The organism is Amycolatopsis sp. CA-211722 (genome assembly GCF_056828465.1).
In genome coordinates, this window is sequence record NZ_CP184752.1 from 7,790,870 (window position 1) to 7,814,583 (window position 23,714).

Annotated in this window: 16 protein-coding genes; 2 read left to right on the forward strand and 14 right to left on the reverse strand. The window is 70.4% G+C overall.

What is annotated here, in order from left to right; all coding sequences use genetic code 11:
* Positions 1-5 precede the first annotated feature (5 nt).
* The 9 genes from ACOCEP_RS35715 to ACOCEP_RS35755 are packed head-to-tail and all read right to left on the reverse strand — an operon-like array spanning position 6 to position 8,750.
* Positions 6-1,106: an MCE family protein gene (locus ACOCEP_RS35715; protein ID WP_482333966.1), complete on the reverse strand. Its 1,101-nt coding sequence runs from the start codon at positions 1,104-1,106 to the stop codon at positions 6-8.
* Entirely contained in the window at positions 1,106-2,083 is a 978-nt protein-coding gene (locus tag ACOCEP_RS35720) for an MCE family protein (RefSeq protein ID WP_482333967.1), read from the reverse strand. The genes ACOCEP_RS35715 and ACOCEP_RS35720 overlap by 1 nt, the downstream gene beginning before the upstream one ends.
* Positions 2,080-3,084: an MCE family protein gene (locus ACOCEP_RS35725; protein WP_482333969.1), complete on the reverse strand. Its 1,005-nt coding sequence runs from the start codon at positions 3,082-3,084 to the stop codon at positions 2,080-2,082. The genes ACOCEP_RS35720 and ACOCEP_RS35725 overlap by 4 nt, the downstream gene beginning before the upstream one ends.
* Positions 3,084-4,094, reverse strand: a complete 1,011-nt coding sequence (locus ACOCEP_RS35730; RefSeq protein ID WP_482333970.1) for an MCE family protein — start codon at positions 4,092-4,094, stop codon at positions 3,084-3,086. The genes ACOCEP_RS35725 and ACOCEP_RS35730 overlap by 1 nt, the downstream gene beginning before the upstream one ends.
* Positions 4,091-5,104: an MCE family protein gene (locus ACOCEP_RS35735; protein WP_482333972.1), complete on the reverse strand. Its 1,014-nt coding sequence runs from the start codon at positions 5,102-5,104 to the stop codon at positions 4,091-4,093. The genes ACOCEP_RS35730 and ACOCEP_RS35735 overlap by 4 nt, the downstream gene beginning before the upstream one ends.
* Complete coding sequence (locus ACOCEP_RS35740) at positions 5,101-6,324, reverse strand: MCE family protein (protein WP_482333973.1); 1,224 nt, start codon at positions 6,322-6,324, stop codon at positions 5,101-5,103. Before ACOCEP_RS35740 ends, ACOCEP_RS35735 begins: the two co-directional genes overlap by 4 nt.
* Complete coding sequence (locus tag ACOCEP_RS35745; RefSeq protein WP_034315131.1) at positions 6,321-7,160, reverse strand: MlaE family ABC transporter permease; 840 nt, start codon at positions 7,158-7,160, stop codon at positions 6,321-6,323. The genes ACOCEP_RS35740 and ACOCEP_RS35745 overlap by 4 nt, the downstream gene beginning before the upstream one ends.
* A gap of 4 nt (positions 7,161-7,164) precedes the next feature.
* Complete coding sequence (locus ACOCEP_RS35750) at positions 7,165-7,968, reverse strand: MlaE family ABC transporter permease (RefSeq protein WP_482333975.1); 804 nt, start codon at positions 7,966-7,968, stop codon at positions 7,165-7,167.
* A 2-nt stretch (positions 7,969-7,970) separates the two neighbouring features.
* The gene (locus ACOCEP_RS35755) at positions 7,971-8,750 is read right to left on the reverse strand and encodes a hypothetical protein (RefSeq protein ID WP_482333977.1); all 780 of its coding nucleotides are present in this window, start codon (positions 8,748-8,750) and stop codon (positions 7,971-7,973) included.
* 420 nt (positions 8,751-9,170) lie between these two features.
* Here ACOCEP_RS35755 and ACOCEP_RS35760 point away from each other — a divergent pair, with 420 nt between their 5' ends.
* Positions 9,171-10,115, forward strand: coding sequence for an ATP-binding cassette domain-containing protein (locus tag ACOCEP_RS35760; RefSeq protein WP_482333978.1), 945 nt, complete (start codon positions 9,171-9,173; stop codon positions 10,113-10,115).
* Positions 10,112-10,966, forward strand: a complete 855-nt coding sequence (locus tag ACOCEP_RS35765; protein WP_482333980.1) for an ABC transporter permease — start codon at positions 10,112-10,114, stop codon at positions 10,964-10,966. Before ACOCEP_RS35760 ends, ACOCEP_RS35765 begins: the two co-directional genes overlap by 4 nt.
* Before the next feature lie 106 nt (positions 10,967-11,072).
* Here the strand turns inward: ACOCEP_RS35765 and ACOCEP_RS35770 are convergent, their stop codons facing one another.
* From ACOCEP_RS35770 to ACOCEP_RS35790, 5 genes are read right to left on the reverse strand one after another with little or no spacing between them, the layout of a single operon-like run.
* Positions 11,073-12,203: a glycosyltransferase gene (locus ACOCEP_RS35770; protein ID WP_482333982.1), complete on the reverse strand. Its 1,131-nt coding sequence runs from the start codon at positions 12,201-12,203 to the stop codon at positions 11,073-11,075.
* Positions 12,200-12,985 carry an alpha/beta fold hydrolase gene (locus ACOCEP_RS35775; RefSeq protein ID WP_482333984.1) on the reverse strand — a complete coding sequence of 262 codons (786 nt, stop codon included), beginning with the start codon at positions 12,983-12,985 and terminating at the stop codon, positions 12,200-12,202. The genes ACOCEP_RS35770 and ACOCEP_RS35775 overlap by 4 nt, the downstream gene beginning before the upstream one ends.
* A 4-nt stretch (positions 12,986-12,989) precedes the next feature.
* Entirely contained in the window at positions 12,990-13,289 is a 300-nt protein-coding gene (locus ACOCEP_RS35780) for a phosphopantetheine-binding protein (protein WP_482333986.1), read from the reverse strand.
* A gap of 16 nt (positions 13,290-13,305) precedes the next feature.
* Entirely contained in the window at positions 13,306-17,328 is a 4,023-nt protein-coding gene (locus tag ACOCEP_RS35785; protein ID WP_482333988.1) for a beta-ketoacyl synthase N-terminal-like domain-containing protein, read from the reverse strand.
* The gene (locus ACOCEP_RS35790; protein ID WP_482333990.1) at positions 17,325-23,612 is read right to left on the reverse strand and encodes an SDR family NAD(P)-dependent oxidoreductase; all 6,288 of its coding nucleotides are present in this window, start codon (positions 23,610-23,612) and stop codon (positions 17,325-17,327) included. The genes ACOCEP_RS35785 and ACOCEP_RS35790 overlap by 4 nt, the downstream gene beginning before the upstream one ends.
* Positions 23,613-23,714 lie beyond the last annotated feature (102 nt).

Below are 23,714 nucleotides of genomic sequence, written 5' to 3' on the forward strand. Positions count from 1 at the left end.
GGCCTTCACCTTCCCGGCACGTTCTGCGAGCCGCGCACGTTCGTGGGGTTGCCCTTGGGCAGGGCACAGCGCGCCGCGGTGTTCAACGGCCGCGGCGACGTGTCGAGGCCGTCGCGGTAGGCGGTCCCGTAACCGGTGACGCACGGCGGCGGATCGAAGAACGTCAGCGAGAGGCCGACGCGCGCGCCGTCCGGCCCCATGATCGCGTGGCCCGCGGCGACCGCTTTCGGGGCGGTGACCAGCAGTTGCTCGATACCGTCCTGCCGCGTTTCCAGCACGTCCGCGGTGGTCAGCAGGTTGGCCAGCAGGATGCCGAGGCTCGGGCCGGACTCCCGGAGAAGCGTGCTCACCTCGTTCGCGGCCGCCGGGACGGCCGGGATCAGCCGCCGCAGATCGCCGTCGGAGCTCTTCAACGTCGCCGCGAGCAGTTTCGCGTTGGCACCGAACGAGCGGATCGCGTCGGCCTGCGAGACCTGCGTGTCGAGCACGGTCTGCGCGTCGGTCACGAACCTGGTCAGCGGGCCGACGTGCGCGCTCGCCTCCCGCACGAATTCGATCCCCCGCCCGACGAGCTGGTCCAGCGCCGGGCCGGCGTCGGAGGTCGCGTTGTACAGCTCGTCGACCACGGTCCGCAGCGCGGGCTTCGGCACCGAGTTGGCGAAAGAGTCCACACTGGACAGAACGACGTCCACCGGCAGCGGGATCTTCGTGTCCGCCTCGGCGATCACCGAACCGTCCCGCAGCATGGCGCCGTTGTCGCGGCGAGGCCGCAGGTCGACGTACTGCTCGCCGACGGCGGATCGGTTGGCGACGACGGCTTCGGTGTCCGCGGGCACCTCCGGACCGCCCGGCTCGATTTCCAGATCCACCTCCATACCGGAGGCGGTCAGCCGCAGTTCCCCGACCCTGCCGATCGGTACGCCCCGATAGGTGACCTCGGCGTTGCTGAAGATGCCACCGCCGGTGGCGAGCCGGACCTTGACGGTGTATCCGCGATCGAGCACCAGTTTGTCCAGGCCCGCGTACGTCGCGCCGACGTACGCGACGCCGAGGACCGCGATGGTCACGAAGACCACCAGCTGGACACGGACGAACTTGGTCAGCATCAGCGGCCACCACTGTTCTTGAAGGTCAGGAACGTGTTCAGGTAGTCGCCGCGGATGGCCTCCAGCGCGGCGTCGGGGAACGGGAAGGTGAAGATCATCTCCATCGCCTTCGGCAGTTTGTCCCCGGAGTCGGCCAGCTTCCGCAGCAACGGTTCGAGCGCCTTGAGGTCGGCGACGAGGTCGTCCTTGCTGCGGTTCACCGTGTCGACCGCGACCGAAGTGAGCCCGTCCAACGACTTCAGCATCCCGACCAGCGCCTGACGCTGCTGGTTCAGGACCTCGATGCCGGGAGTGAGCCCGTTCAGCGTCGCCTTGATCTCGTCGGTGTTCGCGTTCAGGGTCGCCGCCAGCTTGTTGACGCTCTCGATGGCACGGGTGATCTCGGCCTTGTGCTCGTCGAGACCGCGGACGAATGTGTCCAAATTGGACAGAAGACTGCGGGCCGCGCTCTCCTTGCCGCCGAGCGCGGCGTTCAGTTCACGGGTGATGTTCTGCACCTGCGCGACGCCGCCACCGTTGAGCAGCAGGGAAAGCGCGCCGAACACCTCCTCGATCTCCGGGGTCAGCGAAGAACCGGCCAGCGGGATCACCGCGCCGTCGACCAGCCGTCCGCTCGGCGTCCCCTCGGGCGGCGGCGCGAGCTCGACGAACTTCTCGCCGAGGATGCTCGCCTGCCGCAGCCGTGCGACCGAATTGGCAGGCAGGTTCACGTCCCCGTTGATGAGCAGTCCGACCACCGCGCTGCGGCCGTCCGGAGCCAGCTCGACGGTCCGCACCTGGCCGACCGGGACGTCGTTGACCTTCACCCCGGACTGGGGCACGAGATCCAGCACGTTCGTGAAACTCGCCGTGACATGGATCGGGCGCTCCCCCAGCGCGGCCCCGCCCGGCAGCGGGATGTCGTAGACGTCGACTCCGCCACTGCACCCGGTGGCGGCCAGCACGAGGACGAGGACGGCAGCGAGCCGGGTTTTCATTTCGCCCCCGAGAATTCCGTGAGGTTCCCCCGGCCGTCCAGCGTTCCCGCGCCCTGGTTGTACGCGCCGAGCACGTTCGCCAGCGCGTTCGGCGCGGCGTCGAGCGCTTCGCTCAACGACGCCTTCTGCCGGCTGAGCAGCTTGGTGATCTCGGCGAGTTTGTCCACATCGGACTTGACCTTGCCGCGGTTGTCCCTGATGAACCCCTGCACCACGCTGAGCGCCTCGGTCAGTTCGGTCATCGCGCCGGAGAACTGGTCCCGCTGGTCGGCCAGGATCTTGCTGAGCGAGGAGATCTGCTGGATCGCCTGTTTCACCTTGTCGTCGTTCGACGCGAGCATCGCGGTGAACTTGCTGATGTTGTCGACCGAGTTGAACAGGTCGTCCTTGGAATCGCTCGCGGTCCTGGCGAACTCGCCGAGATTCTTGATCGCCTCGCCGAGTTTTCCGCCGTTGCCGTCGAGGTACTCCGCGGCCTTGGTCAGGACGTCGCTGACCGCGCCGTCCCGGTTGGCACCCTTCGGCCCCAGCGCCGTCATCAGCTGGTTGAGGCTGCCGAGGAGTTCGTCGACCTCGACCGGGGTGACGGTGCGCTCGGGCGGGATCCGCCCGTCGTCGCCCAGCTCCGGCCCGTCGACGTACACCGGCGTGAGCTGCACGTACCGGTCGGCGACCAGGCTCGGGGTGATCACCACGGCGCCGACGTCGGCGGGCAGCTTGACGTCCGGCCGGACCGTCATGACCACCTCGACGTTCGTGCCGCGCGGTTCGACCCTGGTCACCGAACCGATCGGGACGCCGAGCACCCGCACCTCGGTGTTCGGGTACACCCCGACGGTCGCGGTGAAGAACCCGGTCAGGACCCGGTCGGCCTGCCGGGTCACCAGCGGCCAGGCCGCCGTCACCAGCAGCCCCGCGACGACGGCGACCGCGAGCCGCCGCAGCCAGGCCCGCCGCCGGGCCTGTCCGCCGAGGTCGGCCAGCGTGAAGTGGCGCCCCATCAGCGTCCTCCCTTCCTCGAAGGCATGCAGCTGCCCGGCGTGCCACCGGTCGGGACGAGCCCGCAGATGTAGGTGTCGATCCAGCGGCCGTTGCCGACCGCGTTGCCGAGCAGGCGGTAGAAGGGACCGGCCAGCCGCAGGCTCTCGTCGAGCTTGTCCTGGTTGCGCAGCAGCACGGTGGCGACGCGATCGAGCTGGTCGAGCGCCGGCCCGAGTGTCTTCTGGTTGTCCGCCACCAGCCCCTTGAGCTGGATCGACAGGTTCTTCACCCCGCTGAACAGCTTCGCGATGGCGTCCTTGCGGGCGTTCAGCTCCGTCAGAAGGGTGTTGCCGTCGCGGATCAACGCCTCGATCTGCTGCGAGCGGTCCCCGAGCGTCTTCGACACCTTGTTCGTGTTCTCGAACAGCTTCACCAGCTCCTGGTCGCGGGATGCCAGCGTCTTGGACAGCGCGGTGATGCCGTCGAAAGCGGTCCGGACCTCCTGCGGGGTGGAGGCGCCGAGCGTTTCCGACAGGGTCCCGAACGCCTTCGCCAGCTGGTCGGTGTCGATCGCGCCCACGGTATTCGCGAGGTCGTTGAAGACCGTGGTGACGTCGTACGGGGAGCTCGTGCGCTGCACGGGGATCGGCTCGTCCGGATCGAGTTCCGCGTTGCCGACCGGGTCGAGGACCAGGTTCTTCTGCCCCAGCAGGGTCTTGATCTTGATCGCGGCCGTCGTGCGGTTGCCGATCCAGGTGTCCTTGACCCGGAACAGGACCTTGACCCGGCCGCCGTCCAGCAGGACGTCGGACACCCCGCCGACCTTGACCCCGGCCACCCGGACCTCGTCGTTGCGCTTCAGACCGGCGGCTTCGGTGAACTCGGCCGCGTACGTGGTCCCGCCGCCGACCAGCGGGAGATCGTCGGAGAAGAAGGTCGCCGAGCCCGCGACCGCCATCAGCAGTGCCGTGACGGCGCCGACGACGATCGGGTTGCGGCTGCGGAAGGGTTTGATCCTCGGCGCTTTCACCGGCACCGTCCCTGGGTCAGCGGGATACCGACCGGCGGGCCGCCCGGGGCGGGCGGCGCGTCGGACTTCACCGAGCACAGGTAGAAGTTGAACCACGAGCCGTAGGAGACCATCGAGCCGATGCGGTCCAGCTTCTTCGGCAGGTTCGCCAGGAACTGCTCGAACACCGGGGTGTTGTCCGCGAGGTTCTTCGACAAATCGCCGAGGGTGTTGATGCTGTCCTTCAACGGCGCGCGGCCGTCCTGGAGCAGATCCGCGGTGGCGGTGGTGAGCTCGCCGAGCCCGCCGATCGCCTGCCCGATGGGTTTCGCGTCGCCGGCGAGCCCGGAGACGAGTTGCGCGGTGACGTCGACGAGTTTGTCGAATTGGTCGCCCTGGGAGTTGAGCGTGTCGAGCACCGTGTTGAGGTTCCCGACCACCTGGCCGATCACCTCGTCCTTGCCCGCCAGGTGGTTCGTGAGCGACGCGGTGTGTTCGAGCAGGCTGTCGATGGTGCTCCCTTCACCTTGCAGCACCTGGACGATCTCGAACGACAACTGGTTGACGTCGTTCGGCGAAAGCGCCTGGAACAGCGGTTTGAACCCGTTGAACAGGGCCGTCAGATCCAGTGCCGGCTGCGTCCGCTCCGGCGGGATCAGCGCACCCTCGTCCAGCGCCGCCGGCCCGTCCGGGCCGGGGTCGATCGAGAGATACCGCTGGCCGACGAGGTTGCGGTATCTGATGGTGACCGTCGCACCGGCGGTGAGGCGGCGCTTGTTCTCGATCGAGAACCGCACGTCCGCCAGGCGCCGCTCCACCACGCCGACCGAATCCACCTGGCCGATGCGGACACCGGACATCCGGACCTCGTCGCCGGGATTGACGGACGTGGCGTCGGTGAACCTGGCGGTGTAGCCGACCGTCGTGCCGACTCCGGAATTGGCGATGGTGATGGCCAGGATCCCGGTCGCCACCACGGTGATCACGAAGAAGACCAGGCCTTTGATCGCCGGTCCCGCGATACCCCTCATCGGACGGTCACCTCCGTACCGCGCAAGGCCGGGCCCACGAGCACGCTGCTCCAGTCCGGGACCTCGGCCGGCTTCATCCCGAGCGACGGCGCCAGCAGCTCGGCGACCAGCCCCCGCTCCCCCTTCGAATTGGCCGGGCCGAGGTCCCCATCGGCGGCGAACGCCGCCGCCACCGAAGTCCCGCCGCCGCCATAGCAGCGCGGCCCGCCCTTCTGGTCGAACCTGGGATCGTCCCGGCCCGGCACGTACTTGTCGCGCGGATCGTGGACGGACAGCGTCACGTGCAGTCCAGGCTCCCCGGTGCCCTTGCCCAACGCCTTCTCCATCACCGGCTTGAGCCGGTTCACCGCGTCGAACAGGCAAGGGAACTCGGGTGAATAACGGGACAGCAGCTCGAGTGTCGGCCTGCTCTTCACGCTGACCCCGATGATGTTGTCCTTGTTCTGCACCAGGAACTTGTTCAGGTCGCCGCTCGCGGTGGTGACACTGGCGTAAAGCTTGTCGAGGTCCGCACGAGTGTCCACAATGGTCTTCGCGGTCGTGGAGAGATCCGACAGCGCCTTGAGGATGTCCGGCGCCGCACCGGTGTACAGGTCCGCCACGTCGGCGAGACCGGTGACGTCGGCCTTGAACTGCGGCATCAGCGGATTCACCTGGTTGAGCAGGTCGTTGAGCTGGACGATGCTGTCTCCCAAGGACTTCCCGCGGTTGTCGAGCGCGAGCGAGATCGCGCCCAGTGAGCTGTTCAGCTTCTGCGGCTGCACCGCCCGCAGCAGCGGCAGGAGATCACCGAGGACGCGTTCCAGCTCGATCGCGTTGGAAGACCGGTCCTGGCCGATGACGTCTCCGTCGCGCAGCGAGCCTCCCGCGGGCCGCTCCGGGAGCACGAGATTGACGTAACGTTCGCCGAACACGGTCTTCGGCAGCAAGCGCGCCGACACGTTGCGCGGCAGCTGATCGATCTTCGCCGGGTCGATGGCGAGATCAATCTCCGCGCCCTCCGCGGTGCCCCGCACCGCTCGGACCTCGCCGAACGGCACACCGCGGACCTTGACCTCGGCGGGTGGGGCGAGCTGGTTGCCGACCCGGTCGGTCTTGAGCGTGACCAGTTCCGCGCGTTCGAAGTCCTTGTTGAAGATCGCGACGGCGAGCCAGCCGAGCAGCACCAGGATGACGAGGAAGATCACCCCCGCCGCCTGTGTCCGCGCCCGCGCGCTCATCCGGACACCTTCACCGTCGTGGTGGCTCCCCAGATCGCCAGGCTGAGGAAGAGGTCCAGCACGCTGATCAGCACGATCGAGGTCCGCACGGCGCGGCCGACCGCGACCCCGACGCCCGCCGGGCCGCCCGCGGCGCGATAACCGTAGAAGCAGTGCGTGAGGATGACGCCGACGCTGAACACGAGCACCTTGGCGAACGACCACAGCACGTCTTCAGGCGGTAAGAACAGGGAGAAGTAGTGGTCGTAGGTACCGCCGGACTGGCCGAAGAAGACGACCGTCGTCACCCGCGAGCCCAGGTACGAGATCAGCAGTCCGATCACGTAGAGCGGGATGATCGCGATGAACCCCGCCACGATCCGCGTGGTGACGAGGTACGGCATGCTGCGCACGGCCATCACTTCGAGCGCGTCGATCTCTTCGGAGATCCGCATGGCGCCCAGTTGCGCGGTGAATCCGGCGCCGACGGTCGCGGACAGCGCGAGCCCCGCCGAGAGCGGGGCGATCTCGCGGGTGTTGAAGTACGCGGTGAGGAAGCCTGTCATCGCGGAGATGTTGATCTGGTTCAGCGCGCTGAAACCCTGCAATCCCACGGTGATCCCGGTGAAGACGCACAGTCCGACCATCACGCCGACGGTGCCGCCGATCACCGCGAGGGCACCGCTGCCGAAGGTCACCTCAGCGAGCAGGCGCACCACTTCCCGGAAGTAGCGGGTGACCGCCATCGGGATCGCCGCGAGCGCGCGGATGTAGAACAGCAACTGGTCGCCCAGCTCGAAAAGACTGTTGCCGGGACGTTTGAACGCCTCGCGGGCCCGTTCGGGGACGCTGGTCACGGGATCAGGTTCCCTTCGCGGGGACGAGCTGCAGGTACAGCGCGGTCAGGATCGTGTTGACGAAGAACAGGAGCAGGAACGTGATCACCACCGACTGGTTGACGACGTCACCCACGCCTTTGGGGCCGCCCTTGGGATTCAGGCCGCGGTAGGCGGCGACGACGCCGGCGAGGAAACCGAAGATGAACGCCTTGATCGAGCTGACCACGAGGTCGGGCAGCTGGGCCAGCGCGTTGAAACTCGCGAGGTACGCGCCCGGCGTCCCACCCTGCACGATGACGTTGAAGAAATAGCCGCCTAGCACGCCGACGACGCTGACCAAACCGTTCAGCAGCACCGAAACACCGATGGCCGCCTGCACACGGGGCACGATCAGCCGGTGGATCGGCGAGACGCCGAGCACCTCCATCGCGTCGATCTCCTCGCGGATGGAACGCGCGCCCAGATCCGCGCAGATCGCCGAACCGCCCGCGCCCGCGATGATCAGCGTGGTCACGATCGGGCTGGCCTGCTGCACCACCGCCAGCACGCTCGCGGCGCCGTTGAACTGCTGCGCGCCGATCTGGCTCGTGAGCGAACCCAGTTGCAACGAGATGACCGCGCCGAACGGGATCGACACGAGGATCGCGGGCGTGATCGACACGCTCGCGATGAACCAGAACTGCTGGATGAACTCGCGAACCTGCACGGGACGGCGGAACATCGCGATGACGACGTCGATCCCCATGGCGCACATGCGGCCGAATTCGCGCAGGCCGGCGGCGGCCTTCTCCGGCGCGCGGGCGAGGAGGGAGACTGGATTGGCCATCGTCAGGCTCCACATCCGTTGGGGGGCGGGCCATCGCCGACGCATCGCAGCCGGAGGTTGGTGACCAGGGTGTTACCGGGGCCGGACACCAGCCCGGTCAGCAACGGGCTCAGATCCTCACGCACCCCGCAGCCGGTGAACCCCGGTGTCGTGAAGGTGCTCGTGACCTTCACCGGCGGGGCGGGGAGCGCGAGCGGCACCAGGGCCTTGATGTTCACCGCGACCGATTGCGCGGTCCGGCAGTTCGGGCCGACGTCGAGGACCTTTCCGTCCACCTTCACGTTCGAGAGTTTGATGAACACCTTGTTCGTGACGTCGGTGTGCGCGCAGATGTTGGTGCCGACCTCCTTGCAGTCGCCGGTGGCGCCGGTGTCCACGTCGACCACGCCGGTCGCGTCGCCGTCCGGGATGAGCTCGACATCGCCGGTGGCGGGCATGAACCGGAACGACACGAAATAGCTGGACGTCGGCGGGATGGCGAGTTTGCCGGTGATCGGCGAGGTGTCGCTGAAACCGAGGATCTTGCCGTCGAACCGGCCCTGCGGGAAGGTGATGTCCGAACCGAGTTTCGCCACGCGGCTGGTCGTGGGCTGCTGTTCGTCGCCGACGTGGAAACCGAATTTCAGCCCCGCTTGCGCGACGCCGGGCTCCTGCGCGAGGGCCACCGGTGCCTGCTGCATCCGTGCGGGGTCGGCGGAAGCGGAAGCCAAGGAAAGCGCCCCCAGCCCCAGCACGGCCGGGAGCAGGAGGGCGCGCGGAACGCGCCCGGTCAGCACTGACATACGGGCTTCCTCATTTCGATTGTCCGGCCGAACGGCCAACTGGTGCAGCACGCTACTGACGGAATGCCAGAGGGACAAGTAATCGGGGAACGACGGGTTCGCGTGGGGAGAAGATTGTAATGGGCGTAACTGTTTCTCGTTCTTTCCCGTGCGCGGCGATGACGGTTCTTTGGGACGCGGCGGCGACCTGACGATCCACAAGTCCGTGAAGGCCTCCTTCCGCGCATCGGACGCGGCAAAAGAGAGCTTTCACCTCACCACCGCCCTCGCCCACGAGCCGACACGGTCCAATCCCGGATGAATGGTGTCCTTTCACTTTTGTCACCCACGTCAGCCGGGGCGGGCGGGGAATTGTCACCGGTACCCGGAGTCCGCGGGCGTTCGTTGCGGCCGCACCGAAAGCCCCGCTACGTTCGGCGAATGGAGCAGGCTGCCATCGAGGTGACCGGCCTCGCCAAGCACTACGGTGAAGTGACGGCCCTCGCCGGCGTCAGTCTCCGGGTCGGCCGTGGCACCGTGCTCGCGGTGCTCGGCCACAACGGCGCGGGCAAGACGACGCTCATCGACATCCTGAGCACCCGGGTCAGACCGGACGGCGGCAGCGCCAAGGTCTGCGGATTCGACGTCGTGCGTGCCGGGCAGCACGTCCGGCGGCGGATCGGGGTCACCGGCCAGTTCGCGGCGGTCGACGACGCGCTGTCCGGCCGCGGCAACCTCGAACTCGTCGCCCGGCTGCTGGGCGCGAACCGGCGCCAGGCCAGGGCGCGCGCGGCCGAACTGCTCGCCATGTTCGGTCTCGACGACGCGGCCGACCGGCCGGCGCGGACGTACTCCGGCGGCATGCGGCGACGGCTCGACCTGGCCGCCGGGCTCGTCGGCTCCCCCGACGTCCTCTTCCTCGACGAACCGACGACCGGCCTCGACCCGCTCAGCCGCGCGGGGCTCTGGGACGGCGTCGAACGGCTCGCCGCCCGCGGTACCACCGTCGTGCTCACCACGCAGTACCTCGAGGAGGCGGACAGACTGGCGGATCACGTCATCGTGCTGGGGCTGGGTCACGTCACCGTCTCCGGGCGGCCATCGGAACTGAAGGCCCGGCTCGGGGAGCGGACAGCGACCTTGACCTTCGGCACCGACCTCGCCGCCCGCCGGGCGCTGGCCGCGGTGCACCGGCTCGGCATGAGCTGCACGACGTCGGCCTCCGGGCTGGTGCTCGGGGTCGCGCTGTCCGGTCCCGCCGACATCACGGTGCTGGTGCGCGCGCTCGACGCGGCGGGCGCGCCGATGAAGGACCTCACCGTCGCCGAGCCGACCCTCGACGACGTCTACCTTTCGCTGCACCGGAATCCGGCGGTCGCGCCATGACCGAGGCACGGCATCGCGCCCCGTCCCCGCCGGTGCTGGGAGACCCGTCGACCTGGCCACAGAGCACCTTCGCCACCCAGGTCCGGGTGCTCGCCGCGCGTTCGCTGAAGACGGCGTTCGGCGACCGGCGGCTCGTGTTCTTCGGGCTGCTGCAGCCGATCGTGCTCCTCCTGCTGTTCAGCCAGGTGTTCAACGGCGTCAGCACGTTGCCCGGTGTCGCGGCCTACCAGGGTTATGTGAACTTCCTCGTCCCGGCGACGCTGGTGAACATCGCGATGACGACGGCGATGAGTTCGGGGGCCGGTCTGCTCGCGGAGATCTACAGTGGATTCACCGGACGCCTCCGCTGCATGCCCATCAGTCTTTCGGCGGTCCTGGTCGCGCGTACCATCTCCGATTCCGCCCGGCTCGCCGTGCAACTGCTGGTGACCGCGCTCGCCAGCGTGGTACTGCTGGGTTTCCGGCCGACCGGCGGGGTTTTCGGTGTCACCGCGGCTCTTCTGCTCACGCTCGTCGTCGGCTGGTGCCTGAGCTGGATCTTCGTCGCCATCACCACCTGGCTGCGCAAGGCCGAAACGCTACAGATGGCGTCCTTCGTGGTCATGTTCCCGCTGATGTTCTCCTCCAGCGCGTACATGCCGCTCGAGACGATGCCGGCTTGGCTGCGGGTGGTCTCGGCGCTCAACCCGCTGACCTACGCGATCGACGCGACCCGAGCCCTCGCGCTCGGACGCCCGTCGGGCTGGTCGGTCCCTGTTTCGCTCGCGATCGCCGCGGTGGCGGCCGCGGTCGGCGGGTGGATCGCGGCGAGGACGTTCCGGTCGCCGCGAGGCGTCACCCCGATGGCCTGAAACCCGCACTCGCGTGATTGAAGGCGTAACTCGCGTGATTGGAGGCGTAACTCGCGAGTTACGCCTCCAATCACGCGAGTTACGCCCCCAAGCACGCGAGTTACGCCTAGCGCGACAGGGACTCGAGGTGGTCGGCGGCCGCCACGACTCCCCCGGCCGCCGCGAACGAGGCCTGGACCCGGGCCGCCGCGGCGGCGTAGGCGGGGTCGGTCAAGACCTCGGTGACCGTGTCGCGGATGTCGGGTGCCTTCACCCGGTCGAAGCGCAGCCGCAACCCGGCGCCGGCGGCCTCGACCTGCTGAGCCAGCATCGACTGGTCGTCCCGGATCGGCGCGATCACCAGCGGCAGCCCCGAAGCGAGGGTTTCGCTGACGGTGTTGTGCCCGCCGTGGCAGATCACCGCCGCCGCCTTCCGCACCACTTCCGCCTGCGGGATCCGCTTGACGACCAGCACTTCGTCGCTGAGCAGCTCACCGGTCGGGTCGACGACGAGACCCTGGGCCTCCGGCATCCCGGCCAGGGCGTCGACGCATTCGGACAGGAAGCGCCGACCGAGCGCGGCGTTGGCGGTGCCGAGGGTGGCGACGACGAGCGGGCGGCCGTCGAGCCGGTCCCACGAGAAGCCCACCGGGGGCGCGGGGGCCAGTGCCGGGCCGACGAAGCGGACCGCGCCCACGTCGGCGATCGGACCGGTCAGGGACACGGTGGTGAACGCCAGGATGAGCTCCGGCGAGAAGCGCAGGTCACCGCAGGACACCTTGTGCCGCGCGCGCAGGCCGTCCTGCAGGCCGTCGACCCAGGCGGCGATCTTCGGCATGGCGCCCAGCGGATCCCCGAGCTCGGTGGACGTCGACGCCGACGTCACCCATGGCAGCGCGCGACGGCTCGCCACGAGGGCGCCGGCGAACGCCTGCTGGTCGGCGAGCACGACGTGCGGCCGGAACTCGGCCACCGCCTTCTCGACCCCGGGGACCATCGCGTCCGCGAGCGGGACCAGGTAGTGCTCCCAAAGGTATTTCAACGCCGCGAACCCGCGCAGGCCCTCGGGACGACGTTCGACGGCGAACTCCAGCGCGTCCCCGGCCGCGTAGACCCGGCCCGCCCGGGTGAGCTCGGACGTCGTGGGTTCCGGACCGCACCAGGCGACGTCGTGCCCACGGTCCACCAGCTCGGCGGCCACCGCGCGCAGCGGCGCCACGTGCCCGGTGAGCGGCGGGACGACCAGCAGGAACCTCATCCGCGTGGCCTCCCGTGCCGCGAGATCCAGTTCAGCAGCAGCTCCCGGACCTCCCGGTGCTGCTCGACGAGCACCGAATGCCCCTGCCCCTCGAACACGTGCAGTTCGCCGCGGGGCAGCACCGACGTCAACGCGGTGAGATCGTCGGCCTGATAGCCGTGACTGCCCAAAATTGACAGTACGGGACAGCCGATCCCCGCCACCTGGTCCAGCGTCAGCAACGGACCGAGCGGGACTTCTTCGGCCATCGACGTGGACATGATCCGCTCGGCCGCCATCCGCGCCAGCCGCCGGTGATGCGCGCTGTAGTTGGCCTCGATCCAATCGAAGCTCTCCTCGACCTTCAAGAAGCGCACGGTGTGTTCGAGGATCTGCGCCATCTTGCCCGCCCACAGTTCGGTGGCGGGCTCCGACTCGATGCACACGATGCTGCGCACCCGGTCCGGTTTCGCCACGGCGTAGCTGTACGCGAGAGTGCCGCCGAAACTGTTGCCCACCAGGTGCACGGGCCGGTCGAGGTCGAGCTGGTCGAGCAGGTCGTCGAGGTCGGCGACGAAATCCGCGATCGTGTACCCGCGTTCGGGACGTTCGGTCTTGCCGTGCCCGCGCAGGTCGTAGCTGATCACGTCCACCCCGGCGGCGGCGACCGGCGGGGCGAGCGTGAGGTAGAAGCTCGCCAGGCTGTCGGTGCCCATGCCGTGCAGGAACACCACGGTCTCCGTGCCCCCGCCGGGCACGAGCTGCACGTTGGTGCGCAGCCCGTTGACGGTCATCGTCGGCATCGCCTCACCCCCGTTCGCCGAGCCGGGCGGCCACGTAGTCGGCGATGTCGCCGACCCGGAGCCCGATCACGTCGTCGAGGTCCTTCTCCGCCAGGAACTCCGCGAGGTTGACGTCCTCGCCGAAGAACTCGGCGAGGATGCTCGCGAAGGTCACCAGGTCGATGCTCTCCAAGCCGAGATCCTCGTGGAAGGTGGTCCGCGGGGTGATCTCGATACCGAGGACGTCGACGTCCCCCACCAGTTCTCGCAGCAACTCCGCCACGGTGCCGAAGACCGACGCCGGGCTCTGCTGTTCGATCGTCATGCTCTGCTCCTCGTTCCTACCCGCGGTTCCAGGCCACCACATGCCCCGGGATTCCGGCGAATTCCGCCCCTATACCGATTTCCTCGGCGAGCCCGGCGAGCTCGCCTTCCGCCCGGATCGCGATCCTGGGCGGCGTCACACCTGGTTCCCGGACGAGGGCGACCGCGACCTCGCCCACCGAGGCGACGGCCACCGCCAGCGGCGGCAAGACCCGGCCGTGCAGCCCGGTCACCCCGGTCCCGTCGGCGCTCACGCGGAGTTCCGCCGGGTAGACGCCGTCCAGGCCGAGTCTCGCGCGGACCGCGTCCTTGATCGCGATCCGTTCCAGCAGCCAGCCACGCTGCCGCCGGGGCGCGCAGGCAGCGAACTCGGCACGTTCCTCCGCGCCGAGGTAGACGCCGGCGTAGATGTCCCGCGCGGCCGGGCTCGGCCACCGGTCGGTGACCAGTGTCCAGCCGCCGTGGTGGTCCTCGGAAAGCCGGTTCCGGTCCGGGAAGGCGTAAACCCGGTGGGCGGGCCGGTCGCACGGGAACCGGATGTCGCGCCACTGCTCGATCCGGGCCAGCACGGCGCCGTCGAGCACGAGTTCCGCGTCCATCTCCAGGACGTCCGGCCGCGGCAGCCGGACCCGCACCACGCACCGCAGCCGGGTACCCGGCGGCGGTTCCGGCGCGTACCAGGTGATCCGGCCCATCGACGTCGGGAACGCCAGCAGCGCGTCCGCCTTGGTCGCCATCAGCCAGCAGCCCAGCAGCTGGCCGACGTTGTCCAGCAGCGCGCCGGGTGCCGCCGGCACGACGAGGTCGCCGCGGATATGCCGTTCACCGAGCCCGATGAGCTTGTCGAGCCCCTGGTACGCGGGACCGTGGAACATCTCGCGGCGGGTGTAGATCTCGGCGGCGGTCAACGGCGGCGCGGTTTCCGGACCCGGCGGCGGGGACGGCCGGGGAGCCGCCGGATATCGCCGCGCCAGATGGACGTCCATACTGGCGTGTGGTCCGATTTGGACACTGATCCGGTCGCCCTCGCGGGTCATCGAAAGCGGCACGCGCACGGCCGGGGCGGCGATCAGCCACCGCGAGAAGGCCGCGTTGCTCACCCCGGTGGCGACCGTACCCGGCCAGGCCCGTTCCGCTTCCCGGCAGGCCAGCTCGACCAGTGTCGTCGCCGGGACGGTGGGCCGGAAGTCGGCTTCGTCGGGCCAGTCCTCGCGCTGGCGGAAGAACCGGTGATCCGCCAGATACGGCATCGTCGTCAGCGACACGTCCACAGTGGACTCGAAAGTGCGCCGCGCGGCCGCGTTGGCGACACTCGCGGCGGCCTCCCTGGTCTCCGCGAGCAGCGCGGTGAACTCCGCGACGATCGCGTCCGGCACGCCGTCGACCAGCTCGGGAACCGCGCCGTCGAACATCCCCTTGACGTCGCCCTCGACCGAGAGCATCGTGCCCGCGGTGTCGATCCGGGTGCGGCGCGGCTCCAGCGCTTCGAACGCGGGCCGTCCGCCCTCCACCCAGACCGCGGTGGCGACCCTGCGCAACTGCGCGAGGCCCGGCCTCGTGCCGGACGACGCCGGGATGACCAGATGCGGCCGCGAGCCCAGCGTGTCCGACACGAACGTGCCGAGCTGCCCGGCGCCCGCCTGCACGAAGACACGCGTGCCGTCGGTGTAGAGCGCGTCGACGAGTTCCCGGAACCGGACCTTGCGCACCAGGTGCGCCAGATACAGCTCACGGACCTCCACCGGATCCGCGGGATACGGCCGCGCCGTGGTCGCCGACCAGACCGGGATCCGCGGCGGTTTCAGGTCCAGTTCCGCCGCGAGCCGGGTGAACGGGCCGAGCCGGGACCGCATCAGCGGGGTGTGGAACCCGGACCGGAACGGCAGTGTCCTGGCGACGACACCGTGCTGCGTGCACAGCTTGGCGAGCCGGGCAGCCGCCGCCGGGTCCCCGCAGACGATCGTCTGCCGTGGCGCGTTCTCGTGCGAGATCATCAGCTCCGGTTCGGCCGCGAGCAGCGACTCGGCCCGCTCCGCCGAGCAACCGAGGACCAGGAATTCGGCGTCCGGCAGCGTGAACCCCTGCGGCCAGTACCGCTCCAGCATGTCGTCGGTGGACAGTCCCGGGTACATTCCCGCCGCTTGCATCGCGGTCCATTCGCCGACGCTGTGCCCGGCGAGCAGATCCGGCTTGATGGCCAGCCGCCTCAGCGCGGCGTCGAGCAGCAGCCCGACCTGGGACACGCTCGAAGCGCGCGAAAGCACGCTCGTCGTCGACCACTCCGGCCGGTCCAGCCCGAAATGCCTGGCGACGTCGGCACACCGTGGTTCCGCGTCGGCCTCCAGTCCTGGGTAGACGAACGCGGTCTTCGCCCCGTCCTGGTCCAGCAGTGGCGCGGTCGTGCACCAGATGTCGTTGGGGCCGTGCCAGGACCCGCCCTCGGCCGTGACCTTGGCGAGCACCCTCCGCGCGACTTCGAGACGCTTCTCGTCGGGCCGCACGATCCCGATCCGGCACGGCCCGTGCCCGCCGGATTCCGGCTCCGGGCGGTCGAGCAGGGCACGCAACTCCCCGGGAGTCGACGCCGCGAGCAGCAGGACACGCTCGGGTTCTTCGGTCACCTTGGCCCGGCGAGGCCGCGCGGGCGCCGGGTCTGCCTCCTCCAGCACCACGTGCGCGTTCACACCGCCGAAACCGAAGGCGTTGACCGCGGCCCGGCGCGGGACGTCTCCCGAACGCCAGCGCTCGGCGGTGCTCAAGGCCCGGAATCGCGTCTTGTCCAGGAGGGGGCTCGGATCGGCGCAGTTCAGGGTCGGCGGCAAGGTCGCGTGGTGCAGGGCGAGCGCCGCCTTGACCAGACCGGCGGCACCGGCGGTCGGCATGGTGTGGCCGATCATCGCCTTGACCGCGCCGATCGCGGCGCGGGGTCCGTCCGGCGGGCCGAACACCTCGGCGAGGGTGGCCAGTTCGGCCGCGTCCCCCGTCGGCGTCGCGGTCCCGTGCGCCTCCAGCAGGCCGAGCGCGCCGGGCTCGGTGGGATCGAGCCCCGCCGACGCCCACGCGCGGCGCAGGGCCAGCGTCTGACCGGCCACGGCCGGGCTGAGCAGGCTCGCGCCCTTCCCGTCACTCGACGTCCCCGAACCGCGCAGCACCGCGTAGACCCGGTCGCCGTCGCGGCGCGCGTCGTAGAATCGCTTCAGCACGACGATCGCGGTGCCCTCACCGATCAGCAGGCCGTCCGCGTCCCGCGAGAACGGGCTGATCCGCTGGCTCGGTGAGAGGGCCCCGAGCTGGGTGAACATCGACCAGAGTGTGTCGTCGTGGCAGTGGTGCACGCCGCCGGCCAGCACGACGTCGCAGCGACGGCGGGCGAGTTCGCCGATCGCCTGGTCCACGGCGAGCAGCGAGGACGCGCAGGCCGCGTCCACCGTGTACGCCGGTCCGCCGAAGTCCAGGCGGTTGGCGACCCGCGACGCGGCGAGGTTCGGCACCAGCCCGATCGCGGTGTCCGGCCGGAATTCGCCGAGCGGTTCCAGCAGCGCGTCGCGGAGCCTGTCGAGCATCTCCGGACGCGCCGACGGCAGGAGCTCCCGGACGGCGCCGGTGATCTGGCGGACCGACCGGACCCGCTGGTCGAACCGCTGAAGCCCGGGCGAGAGATAGCCTCCCCTGCCGAGGATCACGCCGACGCGTTCGAGATCGCCCAGCCGCCGCAGGCCACCGGCGTCGTCGACCGCGGAGGCGGCCACGGCCAGCGCGACCAGCTGGTCCGGCTCCATCCCGGCGACGGTGCTGGGGGCGATGCCGAGCGCCGTCGCGTCGAAGTCCAGGCTGTCGGCGACGAATCCGCCGCGCCTGCCGTAGGTGCGGTCCGGCGAGCGGCCGTCGCCGTCGTGGAAACTCGGGTCCCAGCGGTGCGGCGGGATCTCGGTGATCGCGTCGGCACCGGAGACGATGTTCCGCCAGTACTCGTCCACAGTGGACGAACCGGGAAGGAACACGCCCATCCCGACGATCGCGACCGGCTCCTGCTTGCTCACCACAGCGACGCCGTGTACAGCACCGAGCGGACGTCGGCCGGGCCGTAGGCCAGCTCACGCAGAAGCGCGGCGGTACCTTCGTCCGGGTCGATCAGCGCCACCTCGCGGCGCTCGTACTCGCGCGCCAGCTCGGGCGACACCATGCCCGCGTGGTCGTCGGAGGGCGCCCACGGTCCCCAGTGGACGGTCAGCGCCCGGCATCCGGTGCGTTCCGCCCACTGCTCACCGAGGGACTCCAGCGCGTCGTTCGCCGCCGCGTAGTCGGTCTGACCCCGGTTTCCCAGCACCGCGGCTATGCTCCCGAAGAAGGTCACGAACCCGGGACGCACGCCGAAATGCTCGAGCGCGTCGAGCAGCGCCCGCGCACCGTCCACTTTGGTCCCGTAGACGGTGCGGAACGACCGCTCGTCCTTGTCGGCCATCAGCTTGTCGTCGATCACCCCGGCCGCGTGGACGACGCCGTCGATCCGGCCGTAGCGGGTGTGCAGATCCTTGACCACCTGCCGGACGGCGGCGGCGTCGCGTACGTCGAGCGACCGATAGGCGGCGATACCGCCCGCCGCGCGGATCTGGTCGAGCGTCCGCGCGATCTCGCGCTGGGCCAGCACGGTGCGCACCCGTCGTTCGATGTCCGCGAGCGAGCCGCCGCGTGCGGCCAGGGCCGAGCGCATACCCGGCGCGTCACCGGGAAGGTCCTCGTCGCCGGGTTCGGCGGGCCACGGGGTGCGGCCGGCCAGTTCGATCCGGCATCCGCTCGCCGCCAGCGAAACCGCCGCCCGCGCGGTGATCCCGCGAGCACCACCGATCAGCAACAGCACCGAATCCGCGTCGAGGCCGAGCGCCTTGACCTCTCCCCCGCCGGGGCCGGCGCCCGCGTACGCGATCGAACCGAGCGAGCCCGCCGACGGCTCGAACGCCGCCCGCCCGGCCGTGTCGTAGCGAACGGCCACCGGACCGTCGGCGATCACCTCTTCCAGCACTATCCGCGCGAGGTCCACTGTGGACTCCAGTTCGACCAGCCTGGTCGGCTCGTTCCGCTCCCGCGCCGCCGCGCGCACGAGACCACGCAATCCCGCGGCGTGCCCGGCGCCCGTCCTCGCCACCACGACCACCGCGCCCTTGGCACTCTTGAGCCGGCCGAAGACCTGCGGCGCGACGGGTTCCTCGGCGTCCGACAACGGATTCAGCACGACGACGACGTCGGCCTCGTCCCGTTCCCCCGGCAGGGCGCCCGCTTCCGTGAACACCGCGCGGACCGACTCGGCCAGCCCCTCTTGGCCGGGCTCGAAGGTCACCGAGACCGTCTTGCCCGCCACCTTGCCGAGGTCGGGCGTGCCGAGCGGCGCGGACACGCGGTCGAGGAGGTATCGGCCGGGCGCGGAGCCGGCGGGTGTCTCGGCGGGGGCCGGAGTCACGGCGGCCGGTTCGAGCCACTTCCGCAGCCGTGCGGCCAGCGCGCTCGCCGTCCGGTCCCGGCTGAGCTGATCCTGGGCGTCGTCGTGCACCCGGCCGGTGAGGCCGAGCTTCGCGAGCAGCGAACCCGCGATCTCGGTGCGTTTGATCGAGTCGATGGAGAGATCCGCTTCCAGGTCGAGATCGGCGTCGATCATCTCGGCCGGATAGCCGGTGCGTTCGCCGATCGCGCCGATCACGGTGGCCAGGACGTCCGTGACCGCGGCCTCCGGGGCCGGTTCCGGTTCGGGCACGACGACCGGAGCCTCGACCGGCGGCAGCAGCGCGGGCACGACCGGCGCCTGCACCGGAGCGGGGGCGAGTGGGGCGGTGCCGAGGTACCCCAGCATCACGTCCCGTTGCGCCGCCAGCATTTCTCGGCTGGTGCGGAGGAACTCGACGACGGCCTGGTCACGACCGGGCGCGGGCTGGTTCATGGTCGTCCTCGGGATTCGTCGGGCGGGCACGAGCCCATGGGCGGGGACCTCGCCGCCGGGCGCGCGGACGGTCTGGCCGTCCACGGTCCAGGCGGGCTTGGGGAGCGGGCCGACACGGACCCGGCCGCGGAACAGCCGTTCGGTGCGCACGTCGACGCCGGTGAGCGCCAAGCGCGCGAGCGCGGTGAGGAATCCGCGCAGTCCCGGGCCGCCGGGGTCGCACGCGATCACCGTGTGCGGCCGGTCGCCGAGGATGTCCTTGGCCAGCCGGGAAAGCACCTGGCCCGGGCCCGCCTCCACGAACGTGCGCGCGCCTGCCGCGTACATGTCCTCGATCAGTTCGACGAAGCGCACCGGCGCACCGATCTGGGCGGCGAGCTCGGCACGGACCGCCCCGGCTTCGTACGGCCGCGCGGTGCGGTTCGACCACACCGGCGGACCCGGCTCGCCGATCTCGGCGTTGTCGAGATCGACGGCGAACACGTCGCTCGCCCCGGCCACGAGCGGACTGTGGAAGGCACACGCGACCGGGATCCGCTTCGCGCCGATCCCCTGGCCCCGCAGTTCGCGGACCGCCTCCTCGATGGCGGCGGTCGGTCCGGAAAGGACGGTCTGCCCGGGCGCGTTGTGGTTGGCCAGTACGACGTCCGGATGATCGAGGGCGGCGGCCAGCTCTTCACGCGACGCCTTCACCGCGGCCATCGCGCCGGGATCCGCGGCCGCGACTTCGGCGATCGAGCGGGCCCTGGCCCGGCTGAGCGCTACCAGGGTCGGCGTGTCGAACGCGCCCGCGACCGACAGCGCGGTCAGTTCGCCGTAGCTGTGTCCTGCCAGCAGATCCGGCCGGACGCCGAGATCGGCGAGCAACCGGCAGACGGCCGACTCGACCAGTCCGAGCGCGGGCTGCGCGACGCGCGTGTCCTTGAGGGCCTCGTCCTGCGCGGCGCGGCCGTCTTCGGTGAACGCGCGCGGCGGGAACGTCGTCGCGGCGACGTCGGGGGCGAGCCTCAGGACGTCAGCCAGTTCGGGGAAGTGCACGAACAGGTCCGCCAGCATTCCCGTCCGCTGGCTGCCCTGTCCGGGGAACAGGAACGCGATCGCACCGGCTTCGGTGTCGTCCGCGACGATCCCGCCGTTCTCGACGGCCGCACGCAGTTCCGCGACGTCGCTCGCGACGACCGCGAGCCGCACCGGCTCGGATCCGCCCCGTTCGGCGGCGAGGGCGGCGATTTCCCGTAGCGGCCGGCCTTCGTTGGCCGCCAGCAGATCCCGCAGGGTCGCGCGGGCGGCGTCCACGTCGGTGCCGCGGAGCAGGACCAGCTCGGCGTCCCAGTCACGTGGGCCGTGCCGCCGTCCCGGCGGGACTCCCGGGGCCGCGAGCACCGCGTGGAAGTTGGTCCCACCGAACCCGAACGCGCTCACTCCGGCGAACTCGCGTCCGCGCGGAACCGGCGTCGGCCGGGCGCCGGTGGAGAAGGTGAAGGGACTGCGCTCGGCGTCCCAGGCGGGGTTCGGCCTGGTCAGGTGCAGCGTGGGCGGCACGACCTCGTGCCACAGCGCCAGCGCCGCCTTCATCAGGCCCGCCAGCCCCGCGGCGCATTTCGTGTGCCCGATCTGGCTCTTCACCGAGCCCAGCGCGCAGGTGCCCGGCTCGGCACCCGCGGCGAGGAAGAATTCGGTGAGCGTGGTGAGTTCGGTGGCGTCGCCGACGACCGTACCCGTGCCGTGCGCCTCGACCAGTGAGACGTCCGCCGGGGACACGCCGGCGTCGCGGTAGGCACGCGCGAGGGCACGCCGCTGCCCCTCGGGACGCGGCGCGGTGAGGCCGAGCGCCTTGCCGTCGCTGGCGGCACCGACGCCCTTGACCACTGCGTAGACACGGTCTCCGTCCCGTTCGGCGTCGGACCGCCGCTTGAGCACGAGACACGCGACGCCCTCGCCGAGGGCGATCCCGTCCGCCGACGCGTCGAACGGGCGGCACCGGCCGGTCGGCGACAGGGCCCCCGCCGAGGTGAACATGAGGTAGTCGTTGACGCCGTTGTGCAGATCGACCGCTCCGCACAGGACCATCGAACTCGTCCCCGCCCGCAGCTCCTTCACCGCGAGGTCCAGCGCGGCCAGCGAAGAACCGCACGCGGCGTCGACGGTGTAGTTGGCGCCGCCGAGGTCGAGCCGGTTCGCGATCCGGCCGGAGATGACGTTGGCGAGGGTGCCGGGGAACGAATCCTCGGTCAGCTCCGGCAGCTGGGCGAGGAGTTCCTCCGGGACGTCTTCGAGGTAGCCGGGAAGCAGCGCGCGCAGGACTCCGGCGTTCGCCAGGTCTCCCCCGGCTTCGGCACCGAAGATGACACTGGTGCGCTCACGGTCGAAACCGCCTTCGCCGTAACCGGCGTCTTCGAGGGCACGGCGCGCGGTTTGCAGGGAGACCAGCTGGGCCGGGTCGATACTGCCCATCGACTTGGGCGGGATGCCGTAGGCGAGCGGGTCGAAGTCCACCGGAGGAAGGAATCCGCCCCATTTCGACGTCGACTGGTCCGCGTAGACGCCGGTGTCCCAGCGCTGGTCCGGTACCTCGGTGACGGCGTCCGCACCGTGCAGGACGTTGGCCCAGAAGGCCGGGAGATCCGGTGCCCCCGGGAACACGCAAGCCATCCCGACGATCGCGATGTCACCGTCCACAACGGACTCTTCGGCGGGAGCGCGCGCGGCGAGCAGCTTCGCCGCGCCTTCGGTCACGTCCCGGTGCAGGGCGGCGATGTCGGTGCGCTCTTCGCGCAGGACGGTCACCTGTCCGGCCATGTACATGCCCTCGGCGAGCTGGGCGAGGGTGTCGACCTCGACGAGCGCGTCGCCTTCCCGCCGGATGCCCTTGCTCGCGATGCGCAGCCGTCCGGTGTTGAGCTCTTCCAGCCGCTGCCAGACCTCCTGCGGCGGGACGCCGTCCGCGCGGAGTCCGGCCTTCAGCGCGGCGAACTCGTCGGTGTACGGGCTGGGCAGGCAACGGGTGAGGTGCCCGGGCGCGGTCTCCAGGGTGACCGTGGACCCGGCGTCGAGCACGCGGTCCTGGAAGGTCCCGGTGATGGCTCCGTGGCTCACCGCCTCCTCGGTGAACAGGTACGCGGTGCCCATCAGGACGCCGACGCCCGTGAGCGGCGCCGCCATCGCCGACACCATCGCGGCGGACCTCGCGTCGTGGATCCCTCCCGCGAACAGGATCTCGACGTCTTCGGCACCGTGTTCGCGCAGTACGTCCAACTGCTGCTCCCACAGCACGAAACTCGACCGCGGGCCGATATGCCCACCGCATTCGGCGCCCTCGAAGACGAACCGGCGGACCCCGGCGTCGAGGAACTGCCGCAGGAGGATCGGCGACGGCACGTGGAGGAAGGTCGCGATGCCGTCGGCCTCCAGCGCTTTGGCCTGAGCGGGTTTCCCGCCCGCGATCAGCACGCAGCGCGGGCGGGCCGCCCGGATGGCCGCGAGCTGTTCGGCGCGCAGGGCCTCCGGGACGAACCCGAGGATGCCCGCTCCCCAAGGTCGTTCGCCGAGGGCTTCGGCGGTGCGGGCGAGCAGCTCGGCGGTCTTGGCGCCGTTCGCGGTGGCGACCGCGACGAACGGGAAGCCGTCGTTCGCGGCCACGGCGGCGGCGAACCCGGGCTGGTCGCTCACCCGCGTCATCGGGCCCTGCACGACCGGCAGGCGGGTTCCCAACGTGTGACAGAGCCGCTCGCCCTGGTCCGCGGGGACCGCCGTCGGTACCGCGAGCGAGCGCACGACCGAGCGGACAGCGCTTTCCGCGTCCTCGAAGCGATTCGCGAGCATCGTGCAGAGCCCGTCGTCGGCCCTGGCCAGTTCGGCCCGGTCCTCGGCAGGCACGTCGGCCTCCGGGAACAGGCCGAGCCCGTCGAGCACCACACCCGCCGCGCCACCGGCGATCGCGGCGACCGCCGTCCTCGGCCCGATACCCCCGTACGCCCACACCGGGACGTCCTCGCCGAACCGCTCCAGCAACCGCTGCAGGAGGACGAACGTGGTCAGATCCGAGCCGCCCGCTTCGGAGCCCTTCGCCACCAGACCGGAGGCGCCGGCGGCGAGCATCCGGACGGCCTGCTCGACGCCGGTCACCTCGGCCAGCACGGGGAGGCCGGCCCTGTCCCGCCAGACCGCCCCCTCGGCCAGCAGCACGAGCCCCGCGCCGCTTTCCCGCACCTCTTCGTCCCGCACGTGGCGGCCGGCCGGGATCCGGACGCCGAACGGGTACCCTCCGTCCACTATGGACCCGATCGGCACGATCCCGAGACCGCCGCCCCTGGCGACGGCGGCCGCGAGGCCTGGATCTGGCCGTCCGAGCGGATTGACGCCGAGTACCCGCGTGCGCGCCGTCGCATGACTCACCGGCGGACCTCCTGTTCGGCTGGGCTGGTCGAACCTCGCCGGGTTCGGCGATCTTTCAGCGGGATTCCCAAGAAATAACCTACTTGCCGCAGAGAGCGCAAT